Origin of the sequence: Brumimicrobium glaciale, assembly GCF_004152935.1 — a bacterium.
Classification (GTDB): Bacteria; Bacteroidota; Bacteroidia; order Flavobacteriales_D; family Crocinitomicaceae; genus Brumimicrobium; species Brumimicrobium glaciale.
Genome location: NZ_SETE01000003.1, coordinates 552,156 through 567,916 on the forward strand (window position 1 = coordinate 552,156; position 15,761 = coordinate 567,916).

Below are 15,761 nucleotides of genomic sequence, written 5' to 3' on the forward strand. Positions count from 1 at the left end.
TTAAATTCCATTCTAGACAAAAAGCCTAATCAAATGATTCAAGTAGTTTGTGCTGTAATTTTAAGAGACAAAAAAATGCTCATTGCCCAACGCAGTGAGAAAATGAAGCTACCTTTGAAATGGGAGTTCCCTGGAGGGAAGTTAGAAGAAGGTGAAAGTGAAGAGCAAGCTATTGTTAGAGAAATCAAAGAAGAACTAAACATTGAAATCCTTCCAGTAAAAAAGATATCTTCTCATGTTCATGATTATGGTGATTTTAAAATAAACTTGATTGCTTATTTATGTGATTATGTTGCTGGAGAAATTAAGCTTTTGGAACATCAAGATTATAAATTCGTTGAGTTTGATAAATTATTAGATTTTGATTTGGCGGATGCGGATATTCCAATTATAGAAAAATTGAAAATACTTTTGTAATGATAGAAGGAATTTACGAACAGCTGATCACAAAATTATTCGCTTCTAAATTAGAGGAACTTGATAGCGATTTAATAGAAGGTGATCTCGTTAAATCAGTAGAATATTTTTCTCCAACTACAAGGTATAATGATTACGCAGTTAGTGATACGCTTTTTCACTGGCAATCTCAAAATCAAACACGTTCAGACAGGGGTGAAGGGTTGACTTATGTTACTCATCAAGATCTAAACAAAAAAAATTCTACTTTTCACCAGTGAGAAAGCAAAAGATATATTTGGAAACACAATAGGATATGTTTTTATTGGTGAAGGAAATATTCAAGATTATTATGGAACTAAGCCTATGAGTATAAATTGGCTTTTGAATGAACCAATTCCTCAATATTTATGGAATGCTTCTGCTAAAATGTCCGTTGGATAAGGTTATATTAACATCTACTCTATTGCAAAATCCATAACTTTTAATTAATTTAAAGGAAAATCAAACAATGTCAAAAAGCGTAAAAATTATAGGTACAGGAAGTTATATTCCGGGAAATGTGACTAAAAATGAGTCTTTTAGTTCTCACCGTTTCTTTAATATTGATGGTTCTAAAATTAAGGAGTCGAATACCGATATAATTGAGAAATTTAAAGCCATAACAGGGATTGAGGAAAGAAAATACTTCGATAATAACTTGGTGACATCAGATATGGCATTTTTTGCTGCGAATGAAGCAATAAAGGATGCTAAAGTGAATCCTGAAGAAATCGATTACATTGTTGTAGCGCATAATTATGGCGATGTAAAATACAATTCCATTCAAAGTGATATGGTTCCTAGTTTAGCTTCGCGGGTCAAACATTTGTTGCAAATAGAAAATCCCAATTGTGTAGCTTATGATATACTTTTTGGTTGTCCAGGATGGTTGGAAGGGATAATTCAGATGAATGCATATATCAAAGCTGGAATGGCGAAAACATGTTTAGTAATAGGTGCTGAAGGACTTTCTAGAGTCATCGACCAACATGACAGAGATTCTATGATTTATAGTGATGGTGCAGGAGCTGCTGTTATTCAATTAACAGAATCTACGGGAGGAATCATTGCACATTCAACAGAAACACACACAAAAGAAGAAGCCCATTTTATTCACTTCGATAAGAGTTATGAAAAACTTGAAAATAGTGCCAGACATTATATTAAAATGTATGGGAGGAAAGTCTATAATTTTGCTTTGAAAAATGTGCCTGTAGCCATGAAATCTTGTTTAGATAAAAGCGGTGTTTCAATTGATCAAATTAAAAAAATAATTATTCATCAAGCCAATGAAAAGATGGATGAAGCTATTTGCGAACGTTTCTTTAAACTTTGCAATCGCGAAGTTCCAAATAACATAATGCCCATGAGTATTGGTGAGCTTGGAAATAGCAGTGTTGCTACAATTCCAACGTTATTGGATCTCATTTTGAAATTAAAAATGAAGGGTCATAAAATAGAGAAAGGCGATCATGTGATGTTTGCCAGTGTTGGTGCTGGAATGAATATTAATGCTGTGGTTTATCAGTTCTAAGCACTCTACTCTCTTTTTCTTTCTCATTCTGTTTCTCTTTCTCACTCTTTCATAACGTAAAAGATTAAGCAGCGCTGCGTTGATTTTTCGCACTTGTACAGAGCTTTCCGAAGTAAAGGTTCGCAAAGAACAACGTAAATTCTCACGCTGCAAAAACCGAAGGCGAATGTGATTTGTCTTCAAAAAATATCTCGTTTTTAACAGTAAAAAATAAAAATCCCGTAATATTTTATTCTACATTTGGAATAAAATAATGTCGATAGAACGAAGAGTACAATTGGTTGAAATGTTATTTTATGATTTAGAGTTAGAAGGCGCTCAGTTTAAAAAAGAATCAGGATTGGGATGCGTTGCCGGCTGCGGAAAATGCTGTACACATCCAGATTTAGATGCTTCACCATTAGAGTTTTTACCTTGGGCATTTCATTTGTTTTTGAATGGAGAAGCCGAAAATACACTTGATATTATCAACGAAACCGACACTAGAACCTGTCACATTTATAAATCACTATCAGTTTTAGGTAAAGGCCGATGTACCGACTATAAATACCGTGGATTAATTTGTCGCCTATTTGGATTTGGTGCCAGTAGAGATAAATACGGTAATTTAAGATTAGCCACTTGCAAAATCATTAAAGAAGGTCAAGCCGAAAACTACAATGCTACTGTGGAGGCTATTTCAAATGGAATGCAAGTTCCAATATTTACTGAGTATTACATGAAATTGAATCAGATAGATCATCACATGGGAAATAAAATTCTACCTGTTAACAAAGCACTTAAGTTAGCTTTGGAAGAGGTTTTACAATATTATCATTATCGACCTGATGCTATTAATGGATTGAATTGTGGGTAGATAATTCATTACTCTAAACTATATTTCATTCCTATCCATAAATCTGAGAGTAATCATTGAGGTCTTATAATTATAATTATAATCTTTTTTATGGGGCAAAAAATCATGCATAAAGCAGTTGATACGCTGTTTTAAATTTGTTTTCTAAATTTATTTGATATGGTTTTTTTGAATTAAGATTGATTAATTTCCAACGTATTTGTAAGAGTGTACGTTACTATTTTTCAAACACTTAATTCTACAAATTATGAAAAATTATATTCTATTACTGACAATTATTTGCTCTTCCTTTTTCTTAAAAGCACAGATGGTTCAATTCGAGCAAGTTGGTCCGCTTCCTCCAGAACTACCAAACATAACCAATTTTAAAGGTGTTTGGAATGGAGATGCTAAAGCTATTGACGTTGATGGGGACAATGATGAGGACCTCTTGATCCTTGGTTCGATTGGGTCGAACACAGGAATAACAGAGCTTTATTTAAACGACGGAAATGGTGAATATACTTTATCTACTGGATCATCTTTTACAGGAGTCTATCATGGAGAAGCCGCCTTTGCAGATATTGATGGGGACAATGATCCTGATTTAATACTTATGGGTGGTGATATGATTAGTCAATCATCAGAAATATATATCAATGATGGATTGGGTAATTTTACACTAGATGGCACGACCTCTTTTCAATTATTATTTAATAGTTTTTTGGGAGTTTCAGATATAGACGGTGACGGAGATTTGGATTTACTAATGTCAGGATATGCAAACTTTAATACTCCGGTTACCAACCTATACATTAATGACGGATCAGGTAGCTTTGCGCTTTCAACTACAAATTCTATTTCTGGTTTTGCAGATGGTGCAGTTGATTTCGCAGATATTGATGGCGATAATGATCAAGATTTATTTATTTCTGGAAGAAAGGACGGTTCCTTAACAGGGCTTTCAGAGCTTTATATTAATGATGGAACAGGAGTTTTTTCACTTGCTTCAGGGGTTTTATTTCCACCAACTTCTTATGGTACCGTTGATTTTGGAGATGTTAATGGAGATAATCATCAAGATTTATTAATCACAGGTGCAAACGTAATTGACTATTATTCTAATCTTTACATAAATGACGGTCTAGGAAACTTTAGCTTGGTTCCAGGAAATCCGTTACCCGAAACTGGTAGGGGAGATGTCGCATTAGTAGATATTGATGGAGATAATGACTTAGATATATGTATGACAGGTATTGGTTATTTAGGTCAAGGTTTTTTTGTACAATATTACAATGATGGCTTGGGAAATTATACCAACGGATTAGGGAATAATGTTTATGGGACAACTAACGGAGCAATTGTCTTTTCAGATATTGATGGAGATAATGATAAAGATTTTTTTATTACAGGACAAACTGGTGAAGGACTTAAAACGCAACTCTATACCAACGATGCATTGGGTAACTTTACTCATGTATCGGGAACTTCATTTCTAAATACAGAGTTCGCTAAGATTTATTTTGGAGATATTGATGGCGATAGTGACCAAGATGTCCTAATTCTTGGAGAGCCTTCTAGAATTTACAAGAATGATGGAATTGGGAATTATGATTACGTTACTGGAACTTCCATTTCAAACTTAAGATTCAATGATGCTGTTTTGCAAGATATGGACAGTGATAATGATCTTGATTTATTAATTTCAGGATGGAGTAGTAATGTAATGGTTTGTGAATACTACACCAATGATGGTACAGGTAATTTTACTTTGGTTTCATCATCACCTCTTAATCAGGTTTATAGTTCTAGGACTTCCTTTTCAGATATTGATGGAGATGGAGATATTGACCTTCTTCAAACAGGTATTATTATGAGTGGAGAAATAATTACAGAAACTTATAATAACGATGGATTTGGAAATTTAAGTCTTTCTTTTGGTTTTCCAACTAACTCAGGAGTGGGGTCATCCCCATCAGGCCCAGGGACAATTACTTTTGGAGATATCGACGGAGATAATGACCAAGATGTTTTATTAACAGGACGTGATAGCACCCTTGCATTAGTTTCTCAGCTTTATAGAAATGATGGGTCTGGAAACTTTAGTCTTATTGCGGGAACCTCATTTATTGGTGTAAAAGGTTGTTCTGTAGCCTTTGCTGATGTTGATGGAGACAATGACCAAGACATTATATTATCTGGCGAAGTCTCAAATTATAATTACATTACTTATCTCTACAAGAATGATGGAGCTGGAAACTATAGTCTTGATCCGGGAACAACCTTTACAGGTGTGGAAAAGGGTTCTATTGCCTTTGCTGATGTTGATGGAGACGCTGATTTAGACCTAATAATTACTGGAGTTGATGCCGGTAATTCGCGGGTTGCTGAATTATACATCAATGATGGATTAGGTAATTTTACTATTCTCTTAGGAATGCCATTTACAGAAGTGAAAATGAGTTCTATTGCATTTTCTGATATCGACGGAGACAATGATCCTGATTTACTGTTGACAGGAAATGCATCAAGTGGTTTGGTTACGCGACTTTATAGAAATAAACCTTGTTATCCTAATTCAGGCCAAGACGTTCAAATTGCTTGTGGATCCTATACTTGGATAGACAGTATTACCTATACCGCTTCCAATAACACCGCTACTTTTTCACTTGTAAATAGTGCGAATTGTGATTCGATTGTAACATTAGATTTAACGATAAATCCAGTTCCAACAAGAGATACAACGGTTGTCGCTTGTCAAGAGTTTGAATGGTATGGAAACTTCTATACTTCGTCGAATATTTACACATATACCAAAGTAAATCCCATTGGTTGTGACTCTATTATCATTTTAGATTTAGTGATTACTCAACCCACAACAAGCAATTTAACCGTTGTTGATTGTGAGCAGTTTATATGGTTTGGAAACATTTATACAAGCTCAAATTTATATACGCATACTCTTATCAATAATGCTGGTTGTGATTCAATTATCACCTTAGATTTAACAATCAATCAACCAACAACAAGAGATACAATTGCTGTGGAATGTGAGCAATTTACTTGGTATGGAAACACATATACGAACTCAGATTTTTACACACATACACTTCTAAATAGTGTAGGTTGTGACTCAGTGATTATATTAGATTTAACAATTAATCAACCAACGACTAAAGACACCATAGCGTTAGCATGTGGTCAATTTACATGGTATGGAAATATATACACATCTTCAAATTTTTATACGCATACGCTCTTAAATAGTGTGGGCTGTGATTCCATAATTACGTTGGATTTAACCATTGGTAATCCATCAGTCGGAGATACTATTGCAAATGCTTGTGAACAGTTTACTTGGTATGGAAATACATATTATACATCAAACTTTTACACGCATATACTCACTAATATGTATGGATGTGATTCAACCGTTTACTTAGATTTAACAATCGGTAATTCAAACGTTGGAGATACAACTGCAACTGCTTGTGTGGAATTCACATGGTATGGAAATACTTACAGTTCAAGCAATACCTACACCCATACATTAACCAATGCTTCTGGTTGTGATTCCTTGGTAACACTTGATTTAACGATTAATGAGGTAAATATTGGAGTTGCATTGGATGTTGGGGTGTTTACAAGTCAGGCCAATGGAGCTACTTATCAATGGTACAATTGTGAGCCGTTGAATGAAGAGATTTCAGGAGAAACAAATCAATCTTATACACCAAGAGAAAATGGAAGGTATTCTGTGATTGTTACCCAAGGTGGTTGTGTAGATACTTCAGATTGTATTACTTTAAATAACGTTGGAGCAGCATCTTATGCTAAACTAGATTATAAATTATATCCTAACCCTGTGGTTAACCAGTTGACTATTGAAAGTCAAGGAAATATATATGAAATAGAAATATATAGTATAACAGGACAAAGACTTATCGCTTTTCGACCTCAAACTAAAGACATAAAAATAGATTTTTCAACTTACGGAAAAGGGGTGTATTTAGTAAAAATGCATTCTGAAGGTCAGGTAACAACCTCAAGGGTAATAAAACAATAAATTCGTTCAAGGCTACAAAAAAAATAACTGTTCATGAATGTAATTATTCATGAGCAGTTTTTTTGTCGAAAACGCTATAAAAATTTTCCGAAATATTATCACTACCTATCAGATGCAGCCGTTGGATTCATTTGAGGTGGGTTAATTATTCTTATCAAAACACAGTGATTGTTCAATAAAAGCCGTAGTTTTCTCCTTTATAATGGTGATTACACAACCTCTAATTAAATTCTTGAAAATATGAAGACTTCAAAATCTGTTTTAACCCTTTTATTTACAGTGTTATTTATGTTAACCATAAGCAGTTGTAAAAAATGTAAAAATGAAAATCCAAGTGCTCGAATTATAAATAACGGTACAGAAAAGGTGAGTGTTCAAATTAAAACCTCTGGTGGAAATACGGTAAATATTAATAATGTTCAGGCCAATACTTCTTCAAAATATGAAAGCTATGCGCCAGGTAATGTAACTTTTACAATTGCTGTTGATAATAACGGCAACTTTGTTGAGAAAGTACACATGGACGATTGCTATGATTACGATATTGCTATTGATAAAGATAACAATATATCGACTTTTGTTATTGATAGAAATGATTAATACTCGACTAGGAGCTTCGAATGATATAGATGGAATTCTATCTCTTCAGGAAAAATATCTATACCGCAATCTAAATGAATTTGAACGAAAAAAAGGATTTGTAACTACTCCTTTTACTACAGCTCAAATTGAAGAAATTATTCTTCAAAATGGAATGTTTGTGGCAATTAATGATACGCACAAAGTGATTGCTTATGCATTTGCTGGAAGCTGGAAATATTTTGAACAATGGGAAATCTTTAATTATATGGTTTCTCGTTTTCCAGATTTAACATTTAAAGGAAATAAAATAACCACCAAAAATAGCTTTCAGTATGGTCCTGTTTGCATTGACGAAAAATACCGTGGAAGTGGTTTGTTGAATCAACTTTTTGAGGAAATGAGAGTCGAACTTTTAAAGAAATATCCAATCTCCATTACTTTTATCAATAATATCAATAAAATTTCTGAAAGCGCGCATACAAGAAAGTTGGGTTGGGAAACGATTGATGAGTTTAAATTCAACGACAATAGTTACATCTGTTTGGCTTTAGATATGGAAGTTTCAGTCCTGCCGGAAACAGTGAAATAGTTAATTTTTTATAAATCACCCTGTTAATAATTGCTTAAATATCAAACGGCTATCATTTTTTTGTATCTTAGATTTGTCATTGTGAATAATGATAGTTTAGGAATCTTTCAAAGATGAATTTAGGAACTATATATGAGCTCTAAAATTCATTGTTAGATTTTGGGGGGAATTAATATAATTAATCATTTAAAAAAAACAAAAAAATGGATTCAGGTAAAGTAGTAATTGGAGTAGTAGCAGGAATGGCAGTAGGAGCAATTTTAGGAGTATTGTTTGCACCACATAAAGGTACAGATACAAGAGATTTAATTTCAAGCAAAAGCTCAGACACGATCAATGATTTAAAATTGAAAGTTACTGGTGTTATGGACTCCCTTGCAAACAAATTGCACAGTGAAGAGAAAGAACTTTCTGAAAAGATAAAGAAAGCATAGGTTTTTATAAGCATAAGTTTTTGATGACAACTCACATAAAAACATTCTTTTAAAAGAGGAATTGGATTATGTGAGTTGTTTTTTTTTTTGGATAGAATTTGATAATCTCTACTTGAATGCAATTGTAACAAATGTTACACTTTCTTAAATGATAGTGAATTAATTTAATAGAAAATTAAACGCTATGAACGGGAAAAACAACATTGCCATCGGGTTTCTAACTATGGGGCTATTTATGGCCTATGGATTTTTATTAATTTATCTCCGTGACTTTGCTCCCGGGAAAGAAGACTGGGTAGATTCCTATTCTTATGGAAAGCATTTTGAAACCCGTCTAGCTCACGTCCATGGAAATTTATTCGCATTCTTAAATATACTTATTGGATATTTACTGCTAAGATTTAGCAATCAATTGAAAAACGTTAAAACGATTTCTTGGTTGGCTTTAATTGGACTTCTTATGCCTGTTGGTATTTTGCTAGAAGTGTATTTTGGACTTTCCCCAATTTTTGTTCTAATAGGAGCAATCTCAATGACTATTTCTGTGATTTGGTTAGGATTTTCATTCTTGAAAATGAAAAACATAAAAGTCAACTAATATGAAAACTAAAAAAGTATTTCGAAATGTATCAGCCATAATTCTGGCAGGATTTGGACTGTTGACTTTGTTTTTAAGTTTCTCTGTTATTTTTGATTTCTTTGGGATCAGAGAAAAGGAAGGAAACTATGTTTTGCTTGTTGTTTGGGCAAATTTCATCGCGAGTCTACTCTATTTGTTCGCTGCTTTTGGTTTCGTCAAACTTAAACGATGGACAACTTTACTTTTGGGATTGGCTTCTATCATTTTAATTACTGCTTTCATTTTATTAAGAATTCATATTCATAATGGAGGTATTTATGAATTAAAAACTGTCAACGCAATGATTTTCAGAATTGGATTGACTGTTCTATTCATGATAATCGCTTATCTCACCATTACTAAAGGAAGCAGAAGGAATTGAATAGTATATTGGTCTCAGAAAAAGTTAAAACTATGCACTTCTGTGCATCTCGCTTTAGCTTCTAAAAAAACTTTTATATCAATCAATTAGATTTTGATAGTTACAGCATTTTATGCTCATATGAACCGTTGGTACTTTAAGTTCATAGTGGTTCTGTTTGAGGCCTATTGAGGGTTAGGTTTGACATGTAGAATTTATTGATTAGGCAATGATTCAGTGCGTTACTTAAATCATAAAAATCTCACAAACAAATATTGATGATTTATTTCATTATATTTATTTAACTTTTTTACAGGTTCAATATACTGAGTTTTTCAAAAATCATTATTAAATTTAGCTACTACTAACTATTTTGAAAATTATTAGAATTTAAACTAAAACTAAAAATATGAAAAAAACAGCAATTACTATTTTCGCAGCATTTTCTCTTTTATTAGTCCCTACAGCATTAAATGCACAGGAAAATGATAAAAATATTGACAAACCTTTAACAGAGCGATTAAAAGATAAGGTCATAATAGAAAAAACAGAACGTTCTAATGAAATAGAGTCAAGACTAAACGAAATCTATGAAATGGATAAGTCTGATATGAGCTTTGGAGAAAAAAGAGCTTTAAGAAAAGAAGTACGTTCAATAGAAAAAACGACATCTGGTGGAGGTGGAGGAATATATATATCAGTAGGAGGTTTACTGCTAATCATTATTCTATTAATTATCTTGTTGTAAGAATAAGTAGTCTTAAACAGATGATTTAAAAAGTATTACTTAAATAATCACTTAGCATTAAATGTTAAGTGATTATTTTTTTGTGGTGGTTTAAAGTTGATAGGCTCTTTTGGTTTATGGCGTATAACTAGAGAGTGGTTTTTTCATAAATTAATAATAGTTAAAAAACCAACAGTTAGTAGTATAGTTAATATTCATAATGTATTTTTAGTTTTACTTCTTTTCTTTGCTGTAGCTTGTGATAAAGACAAGAATAAAACAAATGGTGTTTGCTATTGTGATTTTGCAGACGAAGAGAAGCAAGAAAATGATGAGACATATTTATCAAAATCAGAACAATTAGACACATGCAATATACACGTTAATAATGCTGGCCCATTTGGAGGTGAGTGTGAATTGAAACAGTAGTTTTTTGATTGAAATAATCACTAATCTATAACATTGCATCGCTTTAGAGCGGTGCTTTTTTATTGGTCTCAGAAATAGCTAAAAGTATGCTCCCGATAAGCCATCGGGATTAGTGCATCTAGCTTTAGCTTCTAAAAACCTTTATATCCAACATTAGATTTTGATGTTAGAAAAAAGACAAAAAGTCTAACATCTAATATCTAAATTTTTCGCTAGATATAGAATTTTATTCTCAAACCTATGGCACTCTTAGTCCTTAGTGGTTAAGTTTTTAAGACTCACTAAAACTTTCCTCAACTTTTCGTATATTGTATCCAACAAACTAATTATGGAACAAGCAATTAAGATTTTCATCATTATCCACGCCGGCTTTGGTGGGATAGCATTTGTCGCAGGACTGATTGCGATGATCAGTAAAAAAGGACAACGTACACATAGAAAAACAGGCTTAATTTTCTTTTATTCAATGGTGATTTCAGCCGTTAGCGCCATGTTTATATCTGTTCTTCCAAATCACGAAAGTCCGTTTCTTTTTGCAGTTGGTTTATTTAGTCTCTACTTTGTTTTAATCGGAAAAAGAGCTATGAGATTTAAGCATAAGAACCCGAATTTAATTTTCGATAAGTGGATGGCGTGGGTCATGATTTTAACAGGTATTCTAATGATTTTTTTACCCATTGTTCTCACGCAAAAATTCAATATTGTTCTTGGAGTTTTTGCTGTTGTAGGAATTCTTTCTGCAATCAAAAATTTACGCTTATACAAAAACCCTGAAAAACTAAGGAAAGGTTGGCTGAAAATGCATTTAGGAAACATTATGGGTGGATATATTGCCGCAGTTACTGCTTTTGTAGTGGTAAATCAAATTTTTCCTAGTTTCTATGGTTGGTTTATTCCTGGAATAATTGGCGGATTATTCATTATCTTTTGGATGAAAAGAGTCGAGAATAATTCGGTTGTAAAAGTAGTTGCTAAAGAAGATAAATAGTATTTTAGCACAAGAACAACAGAAAACAACCCAAAATGCCAATAGAAAATATTCCTGAAATTTATATCAACGACGAAAATAGTAAGCCAGATTTGTTTGTTTATGATTTTAAAATGGCAAGCGATGTCGTGAGAAGTAAAGTTAATTTAGGAATGAATATGTTTAGTTTTTTACAAGTGGGTAAAAAGCAAGTTCATTTTGCAGGGACTTCTGTAGCGGTCAATAAAGACCAATCCTTAATACTCAAAAAAGGAAATTGGCTCTGGACAGAATTACTAGATACAGATGCTACTTATTATTGTAAACTCTTATTTTTTTCCGAGAATATCCTCAAAAAATTTATAGAGAAACATATAAAAAATAAGTATAAAATAGATGACGAAGTTCCTTGCTTCACTATTGGAAACGACGCTTATATAGCTTCTTACATTAATTCATTAACTACTATTGGTGAAGCGCCAAAAGAATTCATGAAGAGTTTGCTTTCTATAAAATTTGAAGAATTAATGCTTTATCTCGTTCACAAATATGGCAAGAGCTTCGAACGTTATTTGCAATCTTTAATCATAGATAGCACTACTCCATTAAAGAGAATGGTTGAAAGTAAAGTTCATTCAAATTTAAAATTAGAAGAAATTGCGTTTTTATGTAACATGAGTTTATCTACATTTAAACGTAAATTTTTAAGTGAATTTAAAGTTTCTCCCGGAAAATGGTTAAAAGATCAACGCTTGCTAAAAGCTAAAGAAACATTGGCACAAGGAACTTTAAAACCTTCTGATATCTATCTGGATTTTGGTTATAATAACCTTTCTAATTTCAGCATCGCTTTTAAAAACAAGTTTGGTGTAAGTCCAAGTGAGGTTCCTACCTCATAAGTATATTTCAATTTTGACCTTATTTCATAACAAACTGACCTTTTTTAGTAACTACAAAAGCTTTTACTCTCTGTATATTTGCATCATAATTAGAAACTTAAAAAATAAAATATTATGAATATCACATTAGAACAAGCAGAAAAAGCGATCGCAGTAGCAAAATCAAAAGCAGTTGAAATCGATACAAAAATGAATATTGCAATTGTTGATGCAGGTGCAAATTTAGTAGCTTTCGGACGTATGGACGGAGCATGGTTAGGTTCATTAGATATCTCAATCAAAAAAGCGAAAACAGCTCGTTTCTTTGACATGAATACAGGAATCGTTGGTGAATTATCTCAGCCAGGTCAACCGTTATATAATATCGAACATTCAAACAACGGATTGATTACTTTCCCAGGAGGTATTCCAATTAAAAATGCAGCTGGTGAAATTATCGGAGCTATTGGAGTGAGTGGAAGTGCTGTTGAAAATGACCATATCGTTGCTGAAGCAGGTGCGATGTCATTATAAGAATAAATTAATTTTGAGAGAGGGTAAGTAGTTCGCTACTTACCCTCTTTTTTTTGACCTTTTTTTTAATGTTGTCTATTCTTGGAGTGACTTCTAACAAGGAAACCGTTAATTTATCTTGAGTAGTTATTGGATCTATGGTTGCCGGAATGATATTTTTCTCAGGACCACATTTCAGGTGGTTCATTTAATCCAGCAAGAAGTTTTGTTCCAGCGCTTATTTCTGGAAACTTAACATCGCTTTGGATCTATATTGCAGCTCTAATAGTAGGCGCTGTTTTAGCAGTTTTTACTTGGAGACTATTTAGGAAAGTGGATTAAAATCACTAATTCATCTAAATTAATCTACAATCTTCTCATGAAAAATTTCAACTGTTCTTTCGTCTTCAATCTTAAATATCTGAATTGATTTTATATTGCTATTTTCGTTATAACGAACTGATAATGGAAGTTCTTTTACGTCATCATTTTGAAGCTCTATTTTTCCTCCAGAATCATTTTCCTCTATGATTTGTAAATATGGTTTTTTAATAACCAGTTCTTCTATTATTTTATTGTTCTCATCTAAAAGGTGAACGACCAACTTGCCGAGTTCTCTTGGCGGATAAATAAGTTCACTCTCTTCTAATCTGCCGGGAATAAGTTCTGTATTCGCTAATGAAATTTCCGTTTTATTGTTTTTGCTTTTTACGATTTCAAAATTTAGAACAACAATCTTTGTAGATAGATCTTCATCAGGAATTTCAACGTCTGGCACAGAATAAGTGATTGTGTTTTGAGGTGAACTACAACTTGCAGTAAACAATAGAAGACCGATGGACAATAAATTAGCTAAGCGCATAAGTGAAGTTTATTTTCAATAAATCTATAAATAAACCCGTTAAAATCATAATTTATTTTTAACATTTCATCATTTCCTTTTAAAATAACCTAAATACCTGTTTGCGTTTTTTGTCTTTACCACAAACCTTTATTGCTTGGTATTTGTAACAATTGTTACACTTTTTTCTCACCTATTATTTTAATTTTATAAGCTAAAGTTGAGAAACTATTTTCAGCTAAACCATTACTTATGAATACGATAAAATATTTTCTGCTTATCTCTAGCTTTTTTTTTACAACTTATAATTATTCCCAAACAGCTCCTTTTGAAATTTCAATTGAACCAATGAATATTACCGGTTTAGGAGGAATTCAATCTTATGCTTTTGGTCAACACAATGGGAAATGGCTTATTATCGGTGGTCGATTAGACGGATTGCACAGAAGACAACCTAACGCTGCGTTTGATATTGCAGGACACAATAATCAATTGATTGTTGTTGATCCAGTTACACAAACGAAATGGTCTGCTCCTTTGACTTCTTTACCGATTTCGATTCAAGAACAATTGAGTTCCACAAATATGGAGTTTTCCCAAGATGGAGAATATTTATACTGCGTTGGTGGATATGGATATAGCGGAACTGAAGGAGACCACACAACATTCAAAAATTTAACTGCTATTAAAGTTCCGGATGTAATTAATGCAGTGATTAACAACACGAATTTCACCAGTTTTTTCCGTCAAATTACAGATCCACAATTTCAAGTTACTGGTGGAATCTTGAGAAAAATGGGTTCAACTCATTATCTTATGGGAGGACAAAAATTCATTGGTAGATATAATCCTATGGGTCCAAATAACGGTCCTGGTTTCATTCAAGAATATACAGATGCTATTCGGAAATTTGACTTAGTGGATGATGGAACGAATATTACAATAACACATTTACCTTCTCATTTTGATGCAGCTAATTTACACAGAAGAGACTATAATGCAGAACATCAAATAATGCCAGATGGAAGTCAAGCAATAACAATGTTTTCAGGTGTTTTTCAACATGCTGTAGATTTGCCTTTTTTAAATTCTGTGACAGTTGATAACAATGGATACACTGTGAATAACACTTTTCAACAATATTATAACCATTATCATTGCTCAACCATACCATTGTATTCTGAATCAGAGAACGAAATGCACACTGTGTTTTTTGGAGGAATTGCTCAGTTTTATGACAATGCAGGAACGCTTGTACAAGACGACAATGTTCCTTTTGTGAATACAATTGCAAGGGTAACTAGAGATGCCGCTGGAGATATGGCGGAGTATAAACTACCTATTGAAATGCCAGCACTTCTAGGAGCAGGGTCAGAGTTTATCCCTAATTTGAATTTACCTCATTTTACGAATGACGTATTCAAATTAGACAGTGTTACTACAGATAGTGTTTTAATCGGATATATTTTTGGAGGAATAAGCAGTACGCAGCCCAATATATTCTTCATCAATGACGGAACACAAAGTGATGCGCATAGCCAGATTTTCAAAGTTTATATTAAAAAACCTGAGCCTTTGTCTGTAGATCAATTAAATGATGCAAGTATAAGTTTACTTAACTTGATGATTTACCCAAATCCTAATGATGGCGTATTGAATATTTCCTTTAATCTGACTAAAAAGGAAGAAGTGACAATATCAATTTTAGATTCAAAAGGGGCTTTAATGGATAAGATTTTACTTCAAAATCTAACTGCTGGGAAAAACGTATATTCAAAAAACATCAGCAAATTAACGGGTGGAAATGTTTACTTTATTTCCCTAGAAACCGCTACTGAGAAAGCTACGCATAAATTGATTGTAGGAAAATAAAAAAGAGATTCCTCTGGTGTCGAAAATTATAGATTTTGTCACCAGAGGAATCCCTCTTAAAAAATTCCGACTAAGT

18 protein-coding genes are annotated in these 15,761 nt (G+C 32.8%); 17 read left to right on the forward strand and 1 reads right to left on the reverse strand.

From position 1 onward, the window contains the following. Nucleotides 1–33: 33 nt before the first annotated feature. The 16 genes from ERX46_RS09555 to ERX46_RS17875 all read left to right on the forward strand — a co-directional run bounded on the left by ERX46_RS09555 (nucleotide 34) and on the right by ERX46_RS17875 (nucleotide 13,314). Nucleotides 34–417, forward strand: coding sequence for a (deoxy)nucleoside triphosphate pyrophosphohydrolase (locus ERX46_RS09555; protein ID WP_130093633.1), 384 nt, complete (start codon nucleotides 34–36; stop codon nucleotides 415–417). Next, nucleotides 417–677: a DUF3427 domain-containing protein gene (locus ERX46_RS09560; RefSeq protein WP_130093634.1), complete on the forward strand. Its 261-nt coding sequence runs from the start codon at nucleotides 417–419 to the stop codon at nucleotides 675–677. The genes ERX46_RS09555 and ERX46_RS09560 overlap by 1 nt, the downstream gene beginning before the upstream one ends. Before the next feature lie 230 nt (nucleotides 678–907). Further along, nucleotides 908–1,972 (forward strand): 3-oxoacyl-ACP synthase III family protein, encoded by a 1,065-nt coding sequence (locus ERX46_RS09565; RefSeq protein WP_130093635.1) that lies wholly within the window; start codon nucleotides 908–910, stop codon nucleotides 1,970–1,972. Nucleotides 1,973–2,225: 253 nt separating this feature from the next. After that, nucleotides 2,226–2,828, forward strand: a complete 603-nt coding sequence (locus tag ERX46_RS09570) for a YkgJ family cysteine cluster protein (RefSeq protein ID WP_130093636.1) — start codon at nucleotides 2,226–2,228, stop codon at nucleotides 2,826–2,828. Between the two features lie 247 nt (nucleotides 2,829–3,075). Continuing rightward, entirely contained in the window at nucleotides 3,076–6,873 is a 3,798-nt protein-coding gene (locus ERX46_RS09575; protein WP_130093637.1) for a T9SS type A sorting domain-containing protein, read from the forward strand. Nucleotides 6,874–7,113: 240 nt separating this feature from the next. Then, a complete protein-coding gene (locus ERX46_RS09580) occupies nucleotides 7,114–7,473 on the forward strand; it encodes a hypothetical protein (RefSeq protein WP_130093638.1) in 360 nt (119 codons plus the stop codon). Continuing rightward, nucleotides 7,466–8,044 (forward strand): GNAT family acetyltransferase, encoded by a 579-nt coding sequence (locus tag ERX46_RS09585; protein ID WP_130093639.1) that lies wholly within the window; start codon nucleotides 7,466–7,468, stop codon nucleotides 8,042–8,044. Before ERX46_RS09580 ends, ERX46_RS09585 begins: the two co-directional genes overlap by 8 nt. 203 nt (nucleotides 8,045–8,247) lie before the next feature. Further along, nucleotides 8,248–8,478 (forward strand): YtxH domain-containing protein, encoded by a 231-nt coding sequence (locus ERX46_RS09590; protein WP_130093640.1) that lies wholly within the window; start codon nucleotides 8,248–8,250, stop codon nucleotides 8,476–8,478. A gap of 184 nt (nucleotides 8,479–8,662) precedes the next feature. Next, nucleotides 8,663–9,076, forward strand: a complete 414-nt coding sequence (locus ERX46_RS09595; RefSeq protein ID WP_130093641.1) for a hypothetical protein — start codon at nucleotides 8,663–8,665, stop codon at nucleotides 9,074–9,076. A 1-nt stretch (nucleotide 9,077) separates the two neighbouring features. Further along, a complete protein-coding gene (locus ERX46_RS09600; RefSeq protein ID WP_130093642.1) occupies nucleotides 9,078–9,479 on the forward strand; it encodes a hypothetical protein in 402 nt (133 codons plus the stop codon). 388 nt (nucleotides 9,480–9,867) lie between these two features. Next, on the forward strand, nucleotides 9,868–10,206 hold the full coding sequence (locus tag ERX46_RS09605) for a hypothetical protein (protein WP_130093643.1): 339 nt from the start codon (nucleotides 9,868–9,870) through the stop codon (nucleotides 10,204–10,206). 96 nt (nucleotides 10,207–10,302) lie between these two features. Beyond that, nucleotides 10,303–10,614 carry a hypothetical protein gene (locus ERX46_RS09610; RefSeq protein WP_130093644.1) on the forward strand — a complete coding sequence of 104 codons (312 nt, stop codon included), beginning with the start codon at nucleotides 10,303–10,305 and terminating at the stop codon, nucleotides 10,612–10,614. 328 nt (nucleotides 10,615–10,942) lie between these two features. Next, nucleotides 10,943–11,602 (forward strand): DUF2306 domain-containing protein, encoded by a 660-nt coding sequence (locus ERX46_RS09615; protein WP_130093645.1) that lies wholly within the window; start codon nucleotides 10,943–10,945, stop codon nucleotides 11,600–11,602. 35 nt (nucleotides 11,603–11,637) lie between these two features. Further along, nucleotides 11,638–12,480 carry a helix-turn-helix domain-containing protein gene (locus tag ERX46_RS09620; protein WP_130093646.1) on the forward strand — a complete coding sequence of 281 codons (843 nt, stop codon included), beginning with the start codon at nucleotides 11,638–11,640 and terminating at the stop codon, nucleotides 12,478–12,480. Nucleotides 12,481–12,594: 114 nt separating this feature from the next. After that, nucleotides 12,595–12,993, forward strand: coding sequence for a GlcG/HbpS family heme-binding protein (locus ERX46_RS09625; RefSeq protein WP_130093647.1), 399 nt, complete (start codon nucleotides 12,595–12,597; stop codon nucleotides 12,991–12,993). 171 nt (nucleotides 12,994–13,164) lie between these two features. Continuing rightward, on the forward strand, nucleotides 13,165–13,314 hold the full coding sequence (locus ERX46_RS17875) for an aquaporin (RefSeq protein WP_207214154.1): 150 nt from the start codon (nucleotides 13,165–13,167) through the stop codon (nucleotides 13,312–13,314). A gap of 19 nt (nucleotides 13,315–13,333) precedes the next feature. On the opposite strand, the gene ERX46_RS09635 is transcribed toward ERX46_RS17875, so the two are convergent. Continuing rightward, nucleotides 13,334–13,834, reverse strand: coding sequence for a hypothetical protein (locus ERX46_RS09635; RefSeq protein WP_130093648.1), 501 nt, complete (start codon nucleotides 13,832–13,834; stop codon nucleotides 13,334–13,336). Nucleotides 13,835–14,065: 231 nt separating this feature from the next. Between ERX46_RS09635 and ERX46_RS09640 the strand changes: the two genes are divergently transcribed. Continuing rightward, nucleotides 14,066–15,685 (forward strand): T9SS type A sorting domain-containing protein, encoded by a 1,620-nt coding sequence (locus tag ERX46_RS09640; RefSeq protein WP_130093649.1) that lies wholly within the window; start codon nucleotides 14,066–14,068, stop codon nucleotides 15,683–15,685. Nucleotides 15,686–15,761: the final 76 nt, after the last annotated feature.

Bases quoted from the DNA above. Each gene is read 5' to 3' on its own strand.
- ERX46_RS09580 (WP_130093638.1), top strand. From the start codon at position 7,114: ATGAAGACTTCAAAATCTGTTTTAACCCTTTTATTTACAGTGTTATTT.
- ERX46_RS09600 (WP_130093642.1), top strand. From the start codon at position 9,078: ATGAAAACTAAAAAAGTATTTCGAAATGTATCAGCCATAATTCTGGCA.
- ERX46_RS09555 (WP_130093633.1), top strand. From the start codon at position 34: ATGATTCAAGTAGTTTGTGCTGTAATTTTAAGAGACAAAAAAATGCTC.
- ERX46_RS09575 (WP_130093637.1), top strand. From the start codon at position 3,076: ATGAAAAATTATATTCTATTACTGACAATTATTTGCTCTTCCTTTTTC.
- ERX46_RS09595 (WP_130093641.1), top strand. From the start codon at position 8,663: ATGAACGGGAAAAACAACATTGCCATCGGGTTTCTAACTATGGGGCTA.
- ERX46_RS09570 (WP_130093636.1), top strand. From the start codon at position 2,226: ATGTCGATAGAACGAAGAGTACAATTGGTTGAAATGTTATTTTATGAT.
- ERX46_RS09615 (WP_130093645.1), top strand. From the start codon at position 10,943: ATGGAACAAGCAATTAAGATTTTCATCATTATCCACGCCGGCTTTGGT.
- ERX46_RS09590 (WP_130093640.1), top strand. From the start codon at position 8,248: ATGGATTCAGGTAAAGTAGTAATTGGAGTAGTAGCAGGAATGGCAGTA.
- ERX46_RS09585 (WP_130093639.1), top strand. From the start codon at position 7,466: ATGATTAATACTCGACTAGGAGCTTCGAATGATATAGATGGAATTCTA.
- ERX46_RS09620 (WP_130093646.1), top strand. From the start codon at position 11,638: ATGCCAATAGAAAATATTCCTGAAATTTATATCAACGACGAAAATAGT.
- ERX46_RS09605 (WP_130093643.1), top strand. From the start codon at position 9,868: ATGAAAAAAACAGCAATTACTATTTTCGCAGCATTTTCTCTTTTATTA.
- ERX46_RS09565 (WP_130093635.1), top strand. From the start codon at position 908: ATGTCAAAAAGCGTAAAAATTATAGGTACAGGAAGTTATATTCCGGGA.
- ERX46_RS09560 (WP_130093634.1), top strand. From the start codon at position 417: ATGATAGAAGGAATTTACGAACAGCTGATCACAAAATTATTCGCTTCT.
- ERX46_RS09635 (WP_130093648.1), bottom strand. From the start codon at position 13,834: ATGCGCTTAGCTAATTTATTGTCCATCGGTCTTCTATTGTTTACTGCA.
- ERX46_RS09640 (WP_130093649.1), top strand. From the start codon at position 14,066: ATGAATACGATAAAATATTTTCTGCTTATCTCTAGCTTTTTTTTTACA.
- ERX46_RS09625 (WP_130093647.1), top strand. From the start codon at position 12,595: ATGAATATCACATTAGAACAAGCAGAAAAAGCGATCGCAGTAGCAAAA.